We start from the raw sequence: 17,187 nt of genomic DNA, 5'->3' as shown, positions 1-17,187 counted from the left end.
GCTAGGCCTTTCTGCTCCCCGGAGGAACTTCTAATTCAAACTCCTGGTGCAAGGCCCGAACCGCCAACTCCATATATTTTTCTTCCACCACACAAGAGATTTTTATCTCCGAGGTACTGATCATCATGATATTAATGCCCTCACGTGAGAGGGTCTGAAACATTCTGGCTGCGACCCCGGAATGCGAACGCATGCCTACTCCCACCAACGAAACTTTGGCAATGGATTCGTTCACCTCCACCGTCCGCGCTTCCACTGATTTGGCAATGTCTCTGATGAGGCTCATGCCTCGAGGAAGGTCGGCTCTCGGCACGGTAAAGGAAATATCGGTCAGGGAATCCTGACTCACATTTTGAATAATCATATCCACATTAATGGCGGCGTCGGCAATAGAGCAGAACAACGTGGCCGCAATTCCAGGGTGATCCGGAACCCCGACCACCGTGACCTTGGCTTGATTCCGATCGCCCGTGACTCCAGAGACTAAGACTTGTTCCATATCGACATCCTCTTTGACCACGCAGGTTCCAGGCCCATCTTGAAAACTGGATCGCACTTCCACAGGGACCTGATATTTCGCCGCTAACTCCACCGAACGGGATTGTAGGACCTTTGCCCCCAGACTCGCTAACTCTAACATTTCTTCATAGGAGATTTTATCCAATCGTCTCGCGCCTGGCACAATATTGGGATCGGCCGTGTACACCCCATCTACATCGGTATAAATAAAGCAGGTGTCGGCCTTGAGCGCCGCCGCCAAGACCACTGCCGTCAAATCAGAGCCGCCGCGCCCTAACGTGGTGACATCGGATGCGGCGTTGATACCTTGAAACCCGGCTACGATGGGAACAATCCCGTCACGCAAGGCTCCCAGCACCCGGTCCGTATCAACACGGGAGACTCGGGCTTTGGTATGCGTGCTATCGGTCACAATCCCAACCTGGCGTCCCGTAAAGGATTGCGCCTTGATCCCAAGACTTTTGAGGGTCATCGCCATCAGGGCAATCGTGACCCGTTCTCCAGAAGAAAGGAGCACATCCAGCTCCCGATCATCCGGATCAATGCTCAAGGTCTTGGCCATTTTCATGAGGCGATCCGTTTCCCCGCTCATCGCGGACAATACGACCACCAGTTGATGCCCCTCCCGGTAAGTGTGTTGAATAAGCCGAGCCACGTTTTGGATCCGTTCCAGGCTCCCCACTGATGTCCCGCCGAATTTCTGAATATACAGTGCCATAGGCTTTAGTGAGTGACCATAAATCGCTCAAACAGCTTGGTAGCATCACGGAGTGGACGGTTGGCTACCTCACGTTCATTCATTGGTCCCGCATGATTTTCGGATTTTTCCCCTGGCCCCTCAAACACCAGATAAGGCGATATGGAAGACCCGCCATTCTTCTGCCAATTCGGACATGGAGTCACCAGGACGACGATGCGTATGGAGTCGGTGCTGCCGACAGACTGATGGATGGCTCCAAAGACCTGCTCGTCCACTTGCCCAAGATATTCCACTAATTGTGAGGGTGGCACCGCTTGGCCATCCTTCAAGCCCCACTCGTAAAAGGGAATGTGCAGACAAACCAGGTCATGCCTGTCCAACGCCGTCGAAGCCTGATCAGCTGCGGCCTGCAACCATGCGATATCTCCCCCTTCCACATGTTCGGCCTTGACCGTCTGGAGTCCAGCAGCCATTCCAACACCGATATACGGCCCATCGGACGAAATCACCAGACCGTTGACTGGCCACCGCTCATGTAAATGAGGTAATTCCACAGGCTTTCCCGACCCCCACAACCATAAACAATTGGCCGGTTTCAACCCGACACTCAGGCGCTCTTGATTCACAGGATGATGGCAGAGGATCACCCTGGACGCCGCCATAAGTTCACGTAAGATTTGCGATCCATCGCCGGTCGGCAGATACGCTTCGATTGACTGCCCTAAGGCCTCGTAGGGGTTGCGACAGACCACTTTCCCGCTCGCACCCACCCAGACCATAAGATGCCGATGATGGCTGCCCATGTAAAATTGAATATTTTCAGAAATCAATTGTTCGTTAACGGCATCAATAAGTTCTCGAGCCTCTTCAGTCCCGATTCCTCCGCCATAGGGATCGGCCATGAATAGATGAGGACCAAATTTTTTTTCATCCCCCCATCCATCCTGACCCCGGAGAGTCACCAAATGACAAAGATAGGCCACATCATGGGCATCCAGAACAACCTCTAATCCCCCTGCCTCAAAGGCACCAGGACCGGTATACCATTTGTGTGGGTCGTATCCCAATAAAGCCAGCAGGGCCATTTCTCCGCAAAAGGGACGGGTTTCCCGGGGAACCCCTAAGCGCCCCAGTTCGCCATGCTCCGCCAATGCATCCAGGTGCGGTGTCCGAGCCGATTCTAAGACGGTTTGGCCTCCTAATTCCTGATACGACTGTCCTGTCAATCCATCGACGTGAATCACGATCGTTTTTCGCACGACCTGAGCCTCACTGTGTTGAGTTCATGAGTAGGTGAACGAACAATCCGGGTTTTCAGAAGACCATGGGGATTATTGATTCGTTAATTGCGCCCTGACCGCTTCATGTGTTGCAGGAACCGTCACCGGTCGATAGGAAACCGAGATGGCCGTATCTGGATCCTTTAACCCGTGTCCCGTTAAGGTACACACAATATCCCCCTCTTTCGGCAACAATCCGGCGCGATGCATTTTGTCAATCCCAGCCAGAGACGCAGCGGAAGCGGGCTCGCAAAAGACCCCTTCTTCACTCGCCACCATTTGATAGGCTCGGAGAATTTCTTCGTCCGACACCATGTCCAGGTAACCGTGAGATTCCTCCACTGCTTCCAGTGCCAGGCACCAACTGGCCGGATTGCCAATCCGAATAGCTGAAGCAACGGTTTTCGGCTCCTCCACGACATGCCCCCTGACCAAGGGCGCGGCTCCTTCCGCTTGAAACCCGAACATACGAGGCACCCCTTGGGTTTGTCCGGCCTTGTGGTACTCCCGATATCCTTGCCAATACGCCGTAATATTCCCGGCGTTCCCAACCGGGAGGGCATGAATGACCGGGGCATACCCTAACTGTTCACAAATTTCCATGGCCGCCGTTTTCTGGCCCTCCAAACGAAACGGGTTAATTGAATTGACCAGTTCAATGGCGGTTTCCTCGCACAGATCTTTTACGATCGTTAAGGCCTGATCAAAGTTTCCTTCGATCTGAATGACTCGGGCCCCATGCATGAGTGCCTGCGTCAATTTACCCAATGCGATATTCCCTGCCGGCACAACGACGTATACCGGCAACCCCGCCTTCGCCCCATAGGCCGCTGCCGAAGCGGAGGTGTTGCCTGTCGAGGCGCACATGAGGCCCCTGGCCTTGTTTTCTACGGCCTTGGAAACCGCCAGTGTCATCCCCCGGTCCTTAAAGGAACCGGTTGGGTTGGCCCCTTCTATTTTTAGATACAGTCCCAGGCCAGGACAAATTTTACCGGCTAAGCGCTTTGCTGGAATAAGTGGGGTATTCCCCTCCAGTAGTGACACGATCGGAGTCTGCTCTCCCACCGGGAGGAATTTCCGATATTCCTCGATAATGCCACGCCAAGGAATCATAATGGCTTGTCCCCCTTCGTGACGCGATTTGGCCTCATGTATTATTCCACCCCTTCCATCCGTAATAACGTCGTTGGCTCTGATACCATGGGAAGTGCATTAATCTCCTGGAGTGCCGATTGAACCGCCCGCTCCACCGAGCGATGTGTCAAGATGACCAACGGCACCGTTTGTCCTTCCTTCCGCCCTTTTTGCAGGACAGACGAGATGCTGATCTCACGCTGTCCAAGAATTCCCGATATGGACGATAGAACGCCGGGTTGATCTTTGACCATGCACCGCAAATAATACCGGCTTTCAATGTCCTCCATCGGTCGTATGGCAATAGGCTCACGTGATTCCCATTTGAATGAGGTCACAGGAACGCGGCCGGCAACCCCGGCGACACGATTGCGCGCCAAATCGATGATGTCCCCCACCACGGCACTGGCTGTGGGAAGCGAACCGGCCCCTTTGCCGTAGAGCACAACATCTCCCACCGCGTCACCAATCAGATGAATGGCATTGTAGACTCCATTGACCTGTGCAATGGGAGATCCCGCCGGCACCAAGGCGGGATGTACTCGTGCCTCAATGGCATGCTCGTGAAGCTTGGCGATTCCCAGCAATTTAATCGTAAATCCGAGTTCACGGGCAAATTCAATATCTATCGTCGAAATGCGGGAAATGCCCTCAGTATAGATGGCTCCCATGGGCACGGGAGTCCCATACGCAAGATTCACCATGATAGCCAATTTATGTGCGGCGTCCACCCCATCAACATCCAGCGAGGGATCCGCTTCGGCATACCCTTCCCGCTTCGCTTCCTGTAATATTTCATCAAAATCACGGTGTTCATTGGTCATCCGGGTCAGAATATAATTTGACGTGCCATTCATAATCCCCGTAATCGACCAGATTCTGTTTGCCGCTAAGCCTTCGGTAAGCGATCGAATGATGGGAATACCTCCCCCCACACTCGCTTCAAACCCGAGATCAACGCCTGCCTTGAATGCCGCTTCAAATATCTCTTCTCCATGGTCGGCCAACAACGCTTTATTCGCCGTGACCACACACTTTTTTCGTTCAAGCGCCTGAAGAATAAATTGTTTGGCCGGTTCATGCCCGCCAATTAATTCCACCACTATGTCAATAGCCGAATCATCGAGAATGTCCCTGACATCCGTCGTGAGGACCCCTTGAGGTACCGATACTCCGCGATCGGTTTTCACATCCAAGTCCGCAATTCGCACGAGTGCCACCGGAACTCCAACACGCTTCGTGATGAGACCGGCATTTTCCTGGAGAATCTTGACGACTCCTGTTCCCACCGTTCCAAACCCGATCAGCCCAACCTGAATCGTCTTTCGCATTACACGTCTCCATCCAGCTTTAAGGCCTGACGGATTCCGCGAACGGCCTGGAAAATCCGGTGCTCATTTTCGACTAATGCAAAGCGCACATAGTCATCGCCGCCTTCGCCAAATCCTATTCCCGGGGAAACCGCCACTTTGGCATCTCGCAACAATAACTTGGAAAACTCCAACGACCCCATTCCAAGATAGGGTTGTGGGATTTTTGCCCAGGCAAACATAGTAGCGCGCGGATAGTCGATCGGCCAACCAATGCGATTGAGCCCGCGGACCAGAGCATTCCGCCGTCGCTCATATCGTCCCACAATTTCCTTTACGCAATCCTGCGGACCGTTCAGGGCAATAATACTGGCAATTTGAATAGGCTGGAACATGCCATAATCCAGATAACTTTTGATCTTGGTCAAGGCACCAATAACTTCACGATTCCCGACACAAAACCCTACCCGCCACCCCGGCATGTTATAACTCTTCGAGAGGGAGTAAAATTCCACGCCAATTCGTTTGGCCTCAGGAATTTGAAGAAGACTGGGGGCTTTGTACCCATCGAAGACAATATCGGCATAGGCCAAATCATGAATGACCCAGACTTGATGTTCCAGGGCAAACTCTACCACCTTTTTGAAAAACTCCAGATCAACCACGCGAGTGGTTGGATTATGGGGAAAACTGATAATCAACGCCCGTGGAGCCGGTTGCGTCTGCTTAAAGGCCTTTTTCAGATTTTCGAAAAAATCCGAATCCGGCCCTAGTTCAACCCCGCGGACTTCACCACCCGCGATAATCACACTGTACATATGAATCGGATATGTGGGGGTCGGTGCCAGAACCACGTCACCCGGTCCCACCATGGCCAGGGCCAGATGCGCCAACCCTTCCTTCACCCCAAGAGTCACAATCGCTTCCGTCTCCGGATCGAGACTGACCTCGTAATTTCGTTGGTACCAATCGCAAATCGCATGACGCAATTTCGTAATGCCGCGTGAAGCCGAATAGCGATGATTGCGCCCGAGTCGCGCAGTCTCAATCAATTTGTCTACAATATGACGGGGTGTGGGCTGGTCAGGATTGCCCATGCCTAAATCAATAATATCCTCTCCCCGCTTCCGGGCTTGGAGTTTTAACTCTTGAACCTGAGAGAAGACGTATCCTGGCAAACGTTGAATTCGGTAAAAAGGTTCCATTGTTTGTGAAAAATGACGAATCGTCCTTGATGGTTTGGGAAGGAAATGGATAGATAATCGTACGATTTAATAGAGTTTTTATTCTAGATGAGGTAACGCGACCAGTCAATTTCAGAGTATGGGAATTTTGAGGCAATTTTTCCCGGTTCACTCCCCCTGAACTGAAAATCCCTTTATTGCAGGAAGATTTTCCCTTTTGCCATAATGAAATCTCGTTGCTTCATCACTCGCCCGGACCTTAAAGGACTTCAATGGCACGACTCGGCGTGAATATCGACCATGTGGCGACTCTTCGCCAAGCTCGTGGAGGACATGAACCTGACCCCATTGTCGCGGCTTCGCTAGTTCACCTTGCCGGGGCCGATGGCATTGTCGTGCACCTCCGGGAGGACCGGCGGCATATTCAGGATCGGGATCTGACCATTTTGCGTGAAACCGTGCAGACGCATCTCAACTTGGAGATGGCGGCTGACGATGCCGTGGCCAAAATTGCCTTGAACATTAAACCCGATCTGGTGACCCTCGTGCCAGAACGACGCCAGGAACTCACCACAGAGGGTGGGTTGGACGTGATCGAACATCGGGACCGTATCCAGGCCATGGTGCAATTACTCCATGAAGGCGGCATTCCCGTCAGTCTGTTTATCGATCCAGATGTCAATCAACTTCGCGCCGCCCACAAGGTCCAAGCAGACTGCATAGAAATCCATACCGGTCGCTACGCGAATACCCGCCGTCAGCAAGAAGAAGATGTTGAGCTTGACGCGTTGGTTCAAACGGCCAAACTTGCGTCAAAATTGGGATTGCGTGTAAGTGCGGGACATGGGCTGAATTACCGGAATATCAGGCGACTGACCGGAATTTCAGAAATTGAAGAATTCAACATCGGCCATAGCATTATTGCTCATGCCCTCTTTGTCGGACTTGAACGAGCGGTCCGTGACATGAAACACCTCCTGGGTTAACGTCTACGAGGAGAAGCAGGTTCCCATCAGTGTGCACGGGACATGATCCGGAGACACCCGCAAGCCAATTGAAAAACAGTGCAGAACCCGGATGTCGTCCTAACCCGTTTACGCATGGCTTGCTGTGGCTCATGCATTAACCAACCATTTTTCCTTGTTCTTATGATTTGCCTATGTGGGTTGTGACTGCTGAACAGATGCAAACACTTGATCGGCGAACGATTCAAGAAACCAAGGTTCCCGCCATCACCTTAATGGAGCGGGCGGGCACCGGTGCGATGACCCACCTTATCGAAGCTTATGGTTCCCCTAAAGGCAAAAAGGTCGTCATTTTTTGTGGCAAGGGGAACAATGGTGGAGACGGTTTCGTTGTTGCCAGGCTCTTGGCAAAAAGAGGTGCAAAGTTGAAGGTAGCCTTGATGGCTCCACTCAAGGCACTCAGTCCCGATGCGAAGATTATGTATCGACGACTTAGCAAAATCATCAGACCATCCCTGTTCACCGTCAATCCCTCGGAGGAATCCCTGCATTCCCTCACTCAAGACGCAGATATTCTTATCGATGCGCTCCTTGGTACGGGTCTCTCTTCAGCAGTTCGCCCACCCTACTCATCCGCCATCGAAGCCATGAATGCCTCGCAGGCCTTTACCCTAGCCATAGATATACCGTCCGGCCTGGATAGCAACACCGGGGCCATACTGGGGACCGCGGTTCAGTCCGATCTCACCGTAACGTTCGGATGCCCGAAACTCGGCCTGTATGTGGGTTCAGCCATCGACAAAGTCGGAACCATCCAAGTCGTCGATATTGGGATTCCCCAGGAATTTGTGATGGATCTGAAGCCCCAGATTCATCTTCTGTCTCAAAAGATGGTTCGCCCCCTTATTCCTCTTCGCCCCCGGTCCTCTCATAAGGGGACCTTTGGACATGCAGGAATTGTTGGAGGTTCACAGGGGAAAACGGGGGCTCCGGCTATGGCAGGATTAGGGGCACTTCGAATTGGTGCCGGCCTGGCAACCGTGGCTACTCCTCAAAGCATCTCCCCCATTTTGGAGTCAAAGCTTCTGGAGGTGATGACTGAGCCCATGCCGGAATCATCCCAACACCTGCTGGGAATGGAAGCCTACCCGGGCCTTCTTGCTTTCGCCGCTAAAAAATCGGCTCTGGCTTTCGGACCCGGCCTGGGGACCTCTCCGGAAACAACCGAGGTCTTGCGCCATCTCCTTCCTCAACTGGAGGCACCCTGTATTCTCGATGCCGATGCTCTCAACGGATTAGCCCAACATCACCAAATATTTTCAGCCTTGAAACGACCGCCCATCCTGACCCCACATCCTGGAGAGATGGCCAGGCTTCTCGGAGCCTCCTCCAAACACGTCAATGAGGATCGCATCGGCGTCAGCAGACGGTTTGCCATGCAACATCAGGTAATCTTGGTATTAAAAGGCGCTCGAACGATCATCGCCGACCCCCAGGGACAAGTGGCCATTTGTCCGACAGGGAATCCTGGAATGGCTTCCGCCGGAATGGGAGATGTCCTGACCGGAATCATTACCGGTTTATTAGCTCAGGGCTTGAACGGTTGGGATGCGGCCCGGGCCGGCGTCTATCTGCATGGATTGGCAGGTGATCTGGCTGCCGCCACCATCGGAGAACCTGGCCTGATCGCGGGGGATGTGTTAACCACTATTCCTCATGCATTGACCCATACTCTGTCTCATTCGTAGGAGCTCATGAATCTGAATCCCTCTCACGCCACACCTCATCAGGCCTCAACCGGAAATGCGCTTCAACTACGGACGGCATCTGCCCAGGAAACCATCCGATTCGGTGAGCGGTTAGGGCAACAGTTAACAGGAGGAGACGTCCTGGCTCTGACGGGTGACCTGGGAGCAGGAAAAACCGTTCTCACCTGTGGTATCGCCCTTGGGCTAGGAATTCCAATGGATCAAGTCAGCAGTCCCACGTTTACCCTTATTCAAGAATATCCAGGGACTCTTCCGCTAATTCATGTGGATTTATATCGTCTTGAAGGGCCATCCGATATATCCACATTAGGATTAGAGGAATATTTCACTCCAAACACCATTGTCCTCATTGAATGGGCGGAGCGGTTCCCTCAGATATTACCCTCCGACCACATGGCCATTTGCTTGGAATACGGGGAGGAAGAAAACATCCGCTCCATAACCCTGTCCGGAACCGGACCCAAAACTATCCGCATAGTGACCAACATACAAAGAAACTTATCAACCCCGCATTGACTCAACTAATCGGTTCCGCATACAAATGAACCGACATATTCGTCCGGCCATCCGATCCGAATTCAATAACGGAGACACGGGATCGATCCACAAATGACATAACCTGCACTCTCATTTCAGACGATTCCTACCACACCCGAGAATTTTCAAAACGAAACAGCTCACCTGATGAAAGACCAAGAACTCTCCCCGCTCATGCGCCAATTTCAGGATGTAAAGGCTCAACATCCTGATGCCATCGTATTTTTTCGTGTTGGGGATTTTTATGAAATGTTTTTTGAGGATGCCGAAGAGGCCTCGAAACTCCTTGGCATCGTCTTAACAGCACGGGGCAAGGCTAAAGGGGAGGCCATCCCTCTTTGCGGGGTCCCCTATCACACTTCAACCGGGTATATCGCAAAGCTCTTAAAGGCTGGAAAAATAGTGGCCTTATGTGAACAAGTCGAAGACCCCAAACTGGCCAAAGGGCTCGTCCGTCGTGAAGTCGTGCGTGTCTATACCCCTGGAACCTTATACGATCATGAGTTGCTTCCTGCAGGTGAGGCCAATTTCCTGTCAGCACTGTGCTACACCCCGTTCTCCTCATCCGAGGATACGACTCTAGCCAATCGCTTCGGCCTGGCCTCACTAGACCTTTCAACCGGCGAGTTTTGGATCTCGGAGTCCTGGATGAAGCATTCGTTACAAAGCGTCATCGATGAACTGGTCCGCCTTGAGCCCAAAGAAGTCATCTTTCCTGCTGGAATACAGGAGGCCATGACATCCGCACTCCAATCCTTGCCTATCGCCCGTATCGTGCCCCGTGATGCCTCAACCTTCGACCTTGAGGAAAGCAAAGCCATCCTTACAAAAATTTTTCAGGTCAATCATATCGAAGACCTCCAGCTACCCGGCCTCCATTCCGGACTTCAGGCTGCGGGTGGCCTTTTACATTACCTGGCTGACACTCAGCCCACGCTCGTGCATGCCCATATACGGCGGCCATGGATTCGACTCCTCGAACATGAAATGCAATTGGATCAGACCACCCTGCGAAATTTAGAAATCCTCAAGCCCGTATCCGAACAACGGCAAAGCCCTACCTTACTCACGACCTTGGACATGACTAAAACTCCCATGGGCACAAGACTTTTGCGGGAGTGGATTGTCCGTCCCCTGACCCAGGTCACGGCCATACAACTGCGCCAGGAAGCCGTGAAGGAATTAGTCCTTCATCTTGGAATTCGCATGACGATTCGTGAGCATCTGAAAATGATACAAGACCTTGAACGACTGAATAGTCGAATTGTCCTGGAAGTGGCCAATCCTCGAGACCTCATGAATCTCCATCGCTCTCTGGAAAACTTGCCCGTACTGCAACAACTCTTACCGTCTCTCCAGTCTTCCATGCTGCAAACCATCCATGAGGCGTGGGATCCCCTTCAGGATGTCTCATCCTGGATTGCCGACACCATTATTCCCAATCCACCCCTTTCGGCCAAGGAAGGAGGCATCATTCAAGCAGGGGTGAATGCCGAACTGGATGAGTTGCGAATTCTGGCCAAAGAAGGCACACGGTTACTGGCCGAAATGGAAACTCGGGAACGCAACCGGACCGGAATCGACTCTCTCAAAGTGAAATTCAATCAGATCTTTGGCTATTACATAGAAGTGACGAAAGCGAATTTGTCGCGGGTTCCTGCCGATTACCACCGAAAGCAAACCCTGGTTAATGCCGAACGGTTTACCACCGGAGAGCTACAAGACCTCGAAGGTCGACTCTCGAGCGCAGACCAAAAAATGAAAAATCTGGAATGGCAGTTATTTGGTGAAATCCGTCTCCGTGTCGCATCCGCCACCATCAGAATCCAGGGAATGGCCCAGCAACTGGCCAGGCTGGACGTCCTGACGGGTTTAGCAGAGGCAGCTGCCGTCAACCGGTATCATCAGCCGACAGTCCATGAAGGGGGAACAATCCAGATCACAGAAGGTCGACATCCGGTCATTGAGCACATCCAACAGACTGAAGGATTTATTCCCAACGATACGATACTAGACTTGGACACCAACAGACTTTTATTAATAACCGGCCCCAATATGGCAGGAAAGAGTACTTACTTGCGCCAGGTTGCCCTTATCGTATTAATGGCTCAAATAGGAAGCTTTGTGCCGGCTGACTCAGCCAGAATAGGAATCGTGGACCGGATTTTTACCAGAGTGGGTGCAGCAGACGACCTCAGCGCCGGACAAAGCACATTCATGGTGGAAATGAGTGAAACAGCAAGAATTTTGGACACCGCAACTTCGCGAAGCTTATTGTTACTGGATGAAGTTGGCAGAGGAACCAGCACCTATGACGGACTGAGTATCGCATGGGCATTGGCCGAATATATCTTAGACCGTGGACATCTTGGAGCACGAACCCTTTTTGCCACCCATTACCATGAAATGACCCAATTAGAGGCCCTCCGGGAAGGAGTCAAGAACTATACGGTTCTCGTCCAGGAAAAAGGGCAGGATGTTCTATTCTTGAGAAAAATCGTCCAGGGAAAGGCCGATCGAAGCTACGGAATTCAAGTCGCCAAATTGGCAGGGATACCAAAACCGGTACTGGATCGTGCAAAAAATATTCTGGCTCAGCTTGAACAGGATACCTCGTCTACAAATGTGTCAATATGTGCGGAGTCCTTAAATTCCACTCCTCTCGAACACGTCTCACCAAAACCGCATGTTATATTAGATGAAGTCAAACAGATGGACCTCTTTTCGATGACCCCACTTGAAGCCCTCAATAGGCTTGCTGACTTTAAAGCCAGATTGAATGCGGATAATTCATAAAAAAAAAGGGCCTGTGGCTGCCCACAGACCCTTTTAAAATCCCTAATCTTTTTGAGACAGAGATTATTTCGCTGGCTCGAATTCCCCCTTGGCTGGGTCATAAATTTTCCCTAGCCCTTGATCAGAGTAGGGAATGATACCCGCAATGGCCTGCCCGTCTGGTATCAACACATCATAAACCATTTTGCGATTATTTGGCCAACTATCAGCCCGTATTGCTTCTAATACAGGCATTGAACGAAGACTATGTATATTCCGGGGTTTTTCAGGAGTTCCTGCTACTTCTTGAACTGCCTTGGCTGATGAAACCACCCGGTGGTTTTGCTCGGTCTCTTGAACAACAATCTCCACCAACCCATAATTTGATGGCTTCGTGTCTGTCATCACAGCCTGGCTTGAGGAATCTTTCCCTGCCTGGACAAGTGTTTTCCAGACCTCATCGCTTCCTGGATACACCTTAAGGTTTTTTCCAGGGTAGTATTTTTGCCAATAATATCCACTCTCCGCATTCCCACCAAATACGGCAACATTAACCCACACGGCCTTATCGTAAGGATCTACCACAGCCACGCGTCCCTGAAGGGTCGTTGGCTTGCTCAAATCACCCCACTCAAACCGCTCCTGGAAAGCTTCGATTGCCATTGCACTCGAGGCCATAGCCCCAACTAGCGCCACGGCTCCAACAAGGGCCAACCCTTTCTTCTTAGCACTTTTCATAATGGCTTCCCTCCTCGACTAAAATTTTAATTATCAGACAAATGCTTATTCTTGTAACAATTTAAATCCCGTGACCGTACGACCATCTACTTGCACTTCCATGGCCACGAAATCTTGGGCCGCCTTCGTGATTTGATCCATTAACGCTTTGTCCTTGACTGCTAAACGAACTGTCGTTTGTGGGGTATACCATCCTGAATATGGATTGTTCTTTTCGTTCCCGCCCTGATAACCCCAGGCACAACAGGAAAACAGTGAGTCAGGAAGCGTTTGAATTCGATCATCGGAAGCCCGGCCTGGAGGATTGCCTGTTTCTGCCGGTGCAGAGGTGTTCCAATACTGAATTCCGAATAAAATTTCTCCCTCAGGGTTGTCCGCCCAATGGCCAAAAACCCGACCCTTTAAACTGGTAGCTGGCACACCTTTAAAAGAAATATCACCCTGGTGAGTGATATCATTTGGGTCACCCTTTGACTTGTCAGGACCAGGACCAGCTGCATACCCAACGCTTACTAATCCAAGACTCAACAGGCCAAAGGCACAGAGAGCTACCAATTCCTGACGTAGAGATGACTTCTTCATCTGCTCCCTCCTTACAGTGTTAGAATGACAGAAAATTAAAAACGACTTACCCTTTGTTTATCTTCAAAACCACTTTTCCTCAGTGCTTTATACCCCTAATCCAAAAAGGGAAACAAGGTATTCGAGAGGGTCCAATGCTACTCATCCAGGGCATGGTTGTCAAGCGAAAAAATAGGCGGTTTTGATGATCATCCCCACCTCGGAAGTCCTCTTTTTGGGATAGGTCCCAATGCTGTGACCACAAACTGCTGTAGATCAAATAATTTCTGGCTTAAATGACGAATTTGTTCAGGGGTAATCCGATCAATGGCTTTCACCATCTCCTGGAGGGTGACATGACGCCCCTGGTACATCTCGTCTTTTGCCAATTTATTCATTCGCCCGTATGTGCCTTCCAAGCCCAACATTAAACTTCCTTTTAATTGAGTTTTGGTTCGCTCTAATTCATTGGTGGCCACTTCCCGACGACACAATTTCTTGGTTTCTTGACAAATTCGGTCAATGACGGCCGCCATTTCATTCGGGCGGGTGGCAGCATAAACGGTAAGCGTCCCACCATCCAAAAACCCAGAAAGATGCGAATAAATGGTATAGGCCAATCCGCGTTTTTCCCGGATTTCCTGGAATAATCGCGAGCTGACTCCGCCTCCGAGAATTGTGCTTAAGACATGCGCCGCATACCGATCCGGATGCCCCACCGGCAATCCCTTGAACCCAACACACACATGAACCTGCTCCAAGGGTTTAACGTGAAGACTTTGGCGTTCCTGCGGCTGATCGGGCCATGGTGCTTTCTGGATGGTTGAGGAACGCCTGCCGTCTCCACTCTGTTTCCAATTGCCGAAATATGTGTTGACAGTATCAATGATTTCTGGAAAGGCAAAGTTCCCGGCCACCGCGACAATCGTGTGTTCAGGGCGATAATGCTGTTGCCTATACTGCATCAGCACTTGACGGCTAAGCCTCTTCATCACCTCAGGCTCTCCCAGAATCGGACGTCCCAAGGGGTGAGAGCCGAAGATATCCTTGGCATGCAATTCATGAATATAATCCTCCGGGTCATCCTGGACCGTACGGATCTCCTCAAGGACAATTTGTTTTTCTTTTGCAATGTCTTTGGCCGAAAACCTTGAATGGTGAAACAGATCAGCGATGAGATCAAACGCCAGCCTCACCTGCTGATCCAGCACCTTGACATAAAAAGCCGTGGCCTCATGAGTGGTAAAGGCATTCATTTCACCACCCAAGGCATCGATCTCATTGGAAATTTGGGATGCAGTCCGTTTTGGAGTGCCCTTGAACATCATATGTTCAATGAAATGGGAGAGGCCACCCTCGCCCTTTCCTTCGTCCCGACTTCCCACTGTGGCCCATACTCCTAAGGCCACGGATTTCAAAGATGACATCCGCTCCAGGACAACCCGGACTCCATTATCCAATATGATTTTTTTATACACGGGTTGCGACTCAGGCAGGCTTAAGAGGTGAGCTGATCCTTGTCCGCCTGTTCAGCCATGGCGTCTTTTCGACTAAGACGGATCTTCCCTTGTCGGTCAATTTCCAGAACTTTCACCAGAATTTGTTCCCCTTCAGAAATTTCGTCCGTGACTGATGCCACGCGGTGAGGGGCCAATTGCGAAATGTGCACAAGCCCATCCATACCGGGGAGAATCTCCACAAATGCCCCAAAATCTACAATCTTTCGCACCGTCCCGAGATAGATTTTTCCAACCTCAGCTTCTTCAACGATCCGCTGAACCATATCCATTGCCTTTTGGGCCGACTCCCCATCAACGGCTGCAATCGTGACCACTCCGGAGTCATCAACATTCACTTTCACTCCACAATCGGCAATGATGCTACGAATCATTTTTCCCCCAGGCCCAATGACATCACGGATTTTATCTTGTTTGATCTGGATGGTGGTGATACGTGGCGCATAGGCTGCCAGTCCGGTACGAGGAACAGCCAGACATTCATCCATTTTCCCAAGGATGTGCAATCGCCCCTCACGGGCCTGCGCTAACGCCTGCCGCATCAGATCGGGGGTAATTCCGGCAATCTTAATATCCATCTGCAGGGCTGTGACTCCATCCCGCGTTCCTGCAACTTTGAAATCCATGTCGCCCAGATGATCTTCCATTCCTAAAATATCTGAAAGAATCGCGACACCACCCTTTTCTAAAATTAAACCCATCGCAATTCCTGCCACCGGCGTTTTAATGGGTACTCCCGCATCCATCATGGCTAATGCCCCGCCACAAATCGTCGCCATTGAAGAAGACCCGTTTGATTCCAAAATATCCGAGACAAGTCGAATGGTATAAGGGAACTCTTCCTTCGTGGGAAGCACTGCTGCTAATGCACGTTCGGCTAATTTTCCATGGCCGACTTCACGTCTTCCCGGACCGCGAAGCATTTTCGCCTCACCCACGCTAAACGGCGGGAAATTGTAATGCAACATAAATGACCGGAAATACTCTCCTTCCAACGCATCAATTCGTTGCTCGTCATCTGAAGTGCCCAAGGTCACGACAGCCAATGCCTGGGTTTCCCCCCTCGTAAATAGGGCAGAGCCATGAGTCCGGGGAAGAATCCCTACCTCAGAAGTTATGGGACGAATGTCGGATAAACCCCGGCCATCAGCTCTCTTCTTTTTTTCCAGGATCATTCTCCGGACCTCGGAATATTCTAAATCTGCAAACACTTTTTTAACCTTGGCTTTTCGGTCCGCATCGTCTCCGGCAACAGTCTCAATGGCTTCTTGGAGAATTTGGGCAAACCGATCCTGCCGTTCGGCTTTGGCGGCAATATACATGGCCTCACAAATGGGAGCTGCCGCGACCTGACGTACGGCTTGCTCAAGTTCAGGGTCAATGGCTTCCACCTGCAATACCCGCTTGGCTTTGCCTGCCTTCGCTTGTAATTCTTCAATTTTGGCGACGATATTCTTTATTTCACAATGAGCCAGTTCGATCGCATCAATCATCGTGTCTTCCGAAAGCCCATCCGCACCAGCCTCGACCATCATCACTGCGTCCTTCGTTCCGGCTACCACGAGATTTAACTCGCTTTCCTCCTGTGCCTTCTTATCGGGATTGACTACGAACTGGCCGTTCACTCTTCCAATTCGTACCCCCGCTAATAATCCGGATCCGGGAATATCAGAAACGGCAAGTGCAGCCGACGCGGCCACAATGCCGATAACGTCCGAAGACATGGTCTGATCGATAGAGAGCACCGATACAATGATCTGGGTTTCATAAAAGTAGCCTTCGGGCATTAATGGCCGAATCGGACGGTCAATCAGTCGGCTGGTCAACACCTCTTTTTCGCTGGGGGCTCCTTCCCGTTTAAAAAACCCGCCAGGTATTTTCCCTGCTGAGTAAGCTTTTTCTTGATAGTTCACGGTCAGAGGCAAGAAATCCGCGTCAGGCTTCAACGTCTTTGAGGCTACCGCCGTGGCTAGCACTACGGTATCGGCATAGGTCGCCAACACGGCACCATCCGCTTGCTTTGCCATGCGACCGGTTTCCAAACGAAGCGGGCGGCCACCAACTTCCATTTCAACGAAATGAATCATGTTTCAACCTTTCTGATCCTTGAGTGGATATATTGATATGGAGTGTGAGGCTTCGCTTCGCATTGAGAACCGGGCGTCTATCTCCCATCTCATTGATTCTGCTCACCCTAA

General features: G+C 51.1%; 13 protein-coding genes. 4 read left to right on the top strand and 9 right to left on the bottom strand.

The features are described from left to right. Position 1: 1 nt before the first annotated feature. The 5 genes from H6750_18025 to H6750_18005 form a co-directional block, all read right to left on the bottom strand. Positions 2–1,237, bottom strand: coding sequence for an aspartate kinase (locus H6750_18025; GenBank protein MCB9776205.1), 1,236 nt, complete (start codon positions 1,235–1,237; stop codon positions 2–4). A gap of 5 nt (positions 1,238–1,242) precedes the next feature. Continuing rightward, complete coding sequence (locus H6750_18020; GenBank protein ID MCB9776204.1) at positions 1,243–2,478, bottom strand: hypothetical protein; 1,236 nt, start codon at positions 2,476–2,478, stop codon at positions 1,243–1,245. A 72-nt stretch (positions 2,479–2,550) separates the two neighbouring features. Then, positions 2,551–3,612: a threonine synthase gene (locus H6750_18015; protein ID MCB9776203.1), complete on the bottom strand. Its 1,062-nt coding sequence runs from the start codon at positions 3,610–3,612 to the stop codon at positions 2,551–2,553. A gap of 41 nt (positions 3,613–3,653) precedes the next feature. Then, positions 3,654–4,964: a homoserine dehydrogenase gene (locus H6750_18010; GenBank protein ID MCB9776202.1), complete on the bottom strand. Its 1,311-nt coding sequence runs from the start codon at positions 4,962–4,964 to the stop codon at positions 3,654–3,656. Beyond that, complete coding sequence (locus tag H6750_18005) at positions 4,964–6,148, bottom strand: aminotransferase class I/II-fold pyridoxal phosphate-dependent enzyme (protein ID MCB9776201.1); 1,185 nt, start codon at positions 6,146–6,148, stop codon at positions 4,964–4,966. The genes H6750_18010 and H6750_18005 overlap by 1 nt, the downstream gene beginning before the upstream one ends. Positions 6,149–6,399: 251 nt before the next feature. Here H6750_18005 and H6750_18000 point away from each other — a divergent pair, with 251 nt between their 5' ends. The 4 genes from H6750_18000 (at position 6,400) to mutS (ending at position 12,194) form a co-directional block, all read left to right on the top strand. Next, the gene (locus H6750_18000; protein MCB9776200.1) at positions 6,400–7,113 is read left to right on the top strand and encodes a pyridoxine 5'-phosphate synthase; all 714 of its coding nucleotides are present in this window, start codon (positions 6,400–6,402) and stop codon (positions 7,111–7,113) included. A 173-nt stretch (positions 7,114–7,286) separates the two neighbouring features. Continuing rightward, on the top strand, positions 7,287–8,840 hold the full coding sequence (locus tag H6750_17995) for an NAD(P)H-hydrate dehydratase (protein MCB9776199.1): 1,554 nt from the start codon (positions 7,287–7,289) through the stop codon (positions 8,838–8,840). 6 nt (positions 8,841–8,846) lie between these two features. Further along, positions 8,847–9,377 carry a tRNA (adenosine(37)-N6)-threonylcarbamoyltransferase complex ATPase subunit type 1 TsaE gene (gene tsaE, locus H6750_17990; protein ID MCB9776198.1) on the top strand — a complete coding sequence of 177 codons (531 nt, stop codon included), beginning with the start codon at positions 8,847–8,849 and terminating at the stop codon, positions 9,375–9,377. A gap of 168 nt (positions 9,378–9,545) precedes the next feature. After that, complete coding sequence (gene mutS, locus H6750_17985; protein MCB9776197.1) at positions 9,546–12,194, top strand: DNA mismatch repair protein MutS; 2,649 nt, start codon at positions 9,546–9,548, stop codon at positions 12,192–12,194. A gap of 63 nt (positions 12,195–12,257) precedes the next feature. Here mutS and H6750_17980 read toward each other — a convergent pair whose 3' ends face one another. The 4 genes from H6750_17980 to pnp form a co-directional block, all read right to left on the bottom strand. Next, on the bottom strand, positions 12,258–12,911 hold the full coding sequence (locus H6750_17980; protein ID MCB9776196.1) for a hypothetical protein: 654 nt from the start codon (positions 12,909–12,911) through the stop codon (positions 12,258–12,260). 45 nt (positions 12,912–12,956) lie between these two features. Further along, complete coding sequence (locus H6750_17975; GenBank protein MCB9776195.1) at positions 12,957–13,493, bottom strand: hypothetical protein; 537 nt, start codon at positions 13,491–13,493, stop codon at positions 12,957–12,959. A 188-nt stretch (positions 13,494–13,681) separates the two neighbouring features. Further along, on the bottom strand, positions 13,682–14,908 hold the full coding sequence (locus tag H6750_17970) for an insulinase family protein (protein ID MCB9776194.1): 1,227 nt from the start codon (positions 14,906–14,908) through the stop codon (positions 13,682–13,684). A gap of 62 nt (positions 14,909–14,970) precedes the next feature. Beyond that, positions 14,971–17,076, bottom strand: coding sequence for a polyribonucleotide nucleotidyltransferase (gene pnp, locus H6750_17965; GenBank protein ID MCB9776193.1), 2,106 nt, complete (start codon positions 17,074–17,076; stop codon positions 14,971–14,973). Between the last annotated feature and the right edge of the window lie 111 nt (positions 17,077–17,187).

The sequence above is a fragment of the Nitrospiraceae bacterium genome (assembly GCA_020632595.1).
Lineage (GTDB): Bacteria > Nitrospirota > Nitrospiria > Nitrospirales > UBA8639 > Nitrospira_E.
Note: the sequence above shows the minus strand (reverse complement) of the source record. Positions and strands in the feature narration are given on the sequence as shown.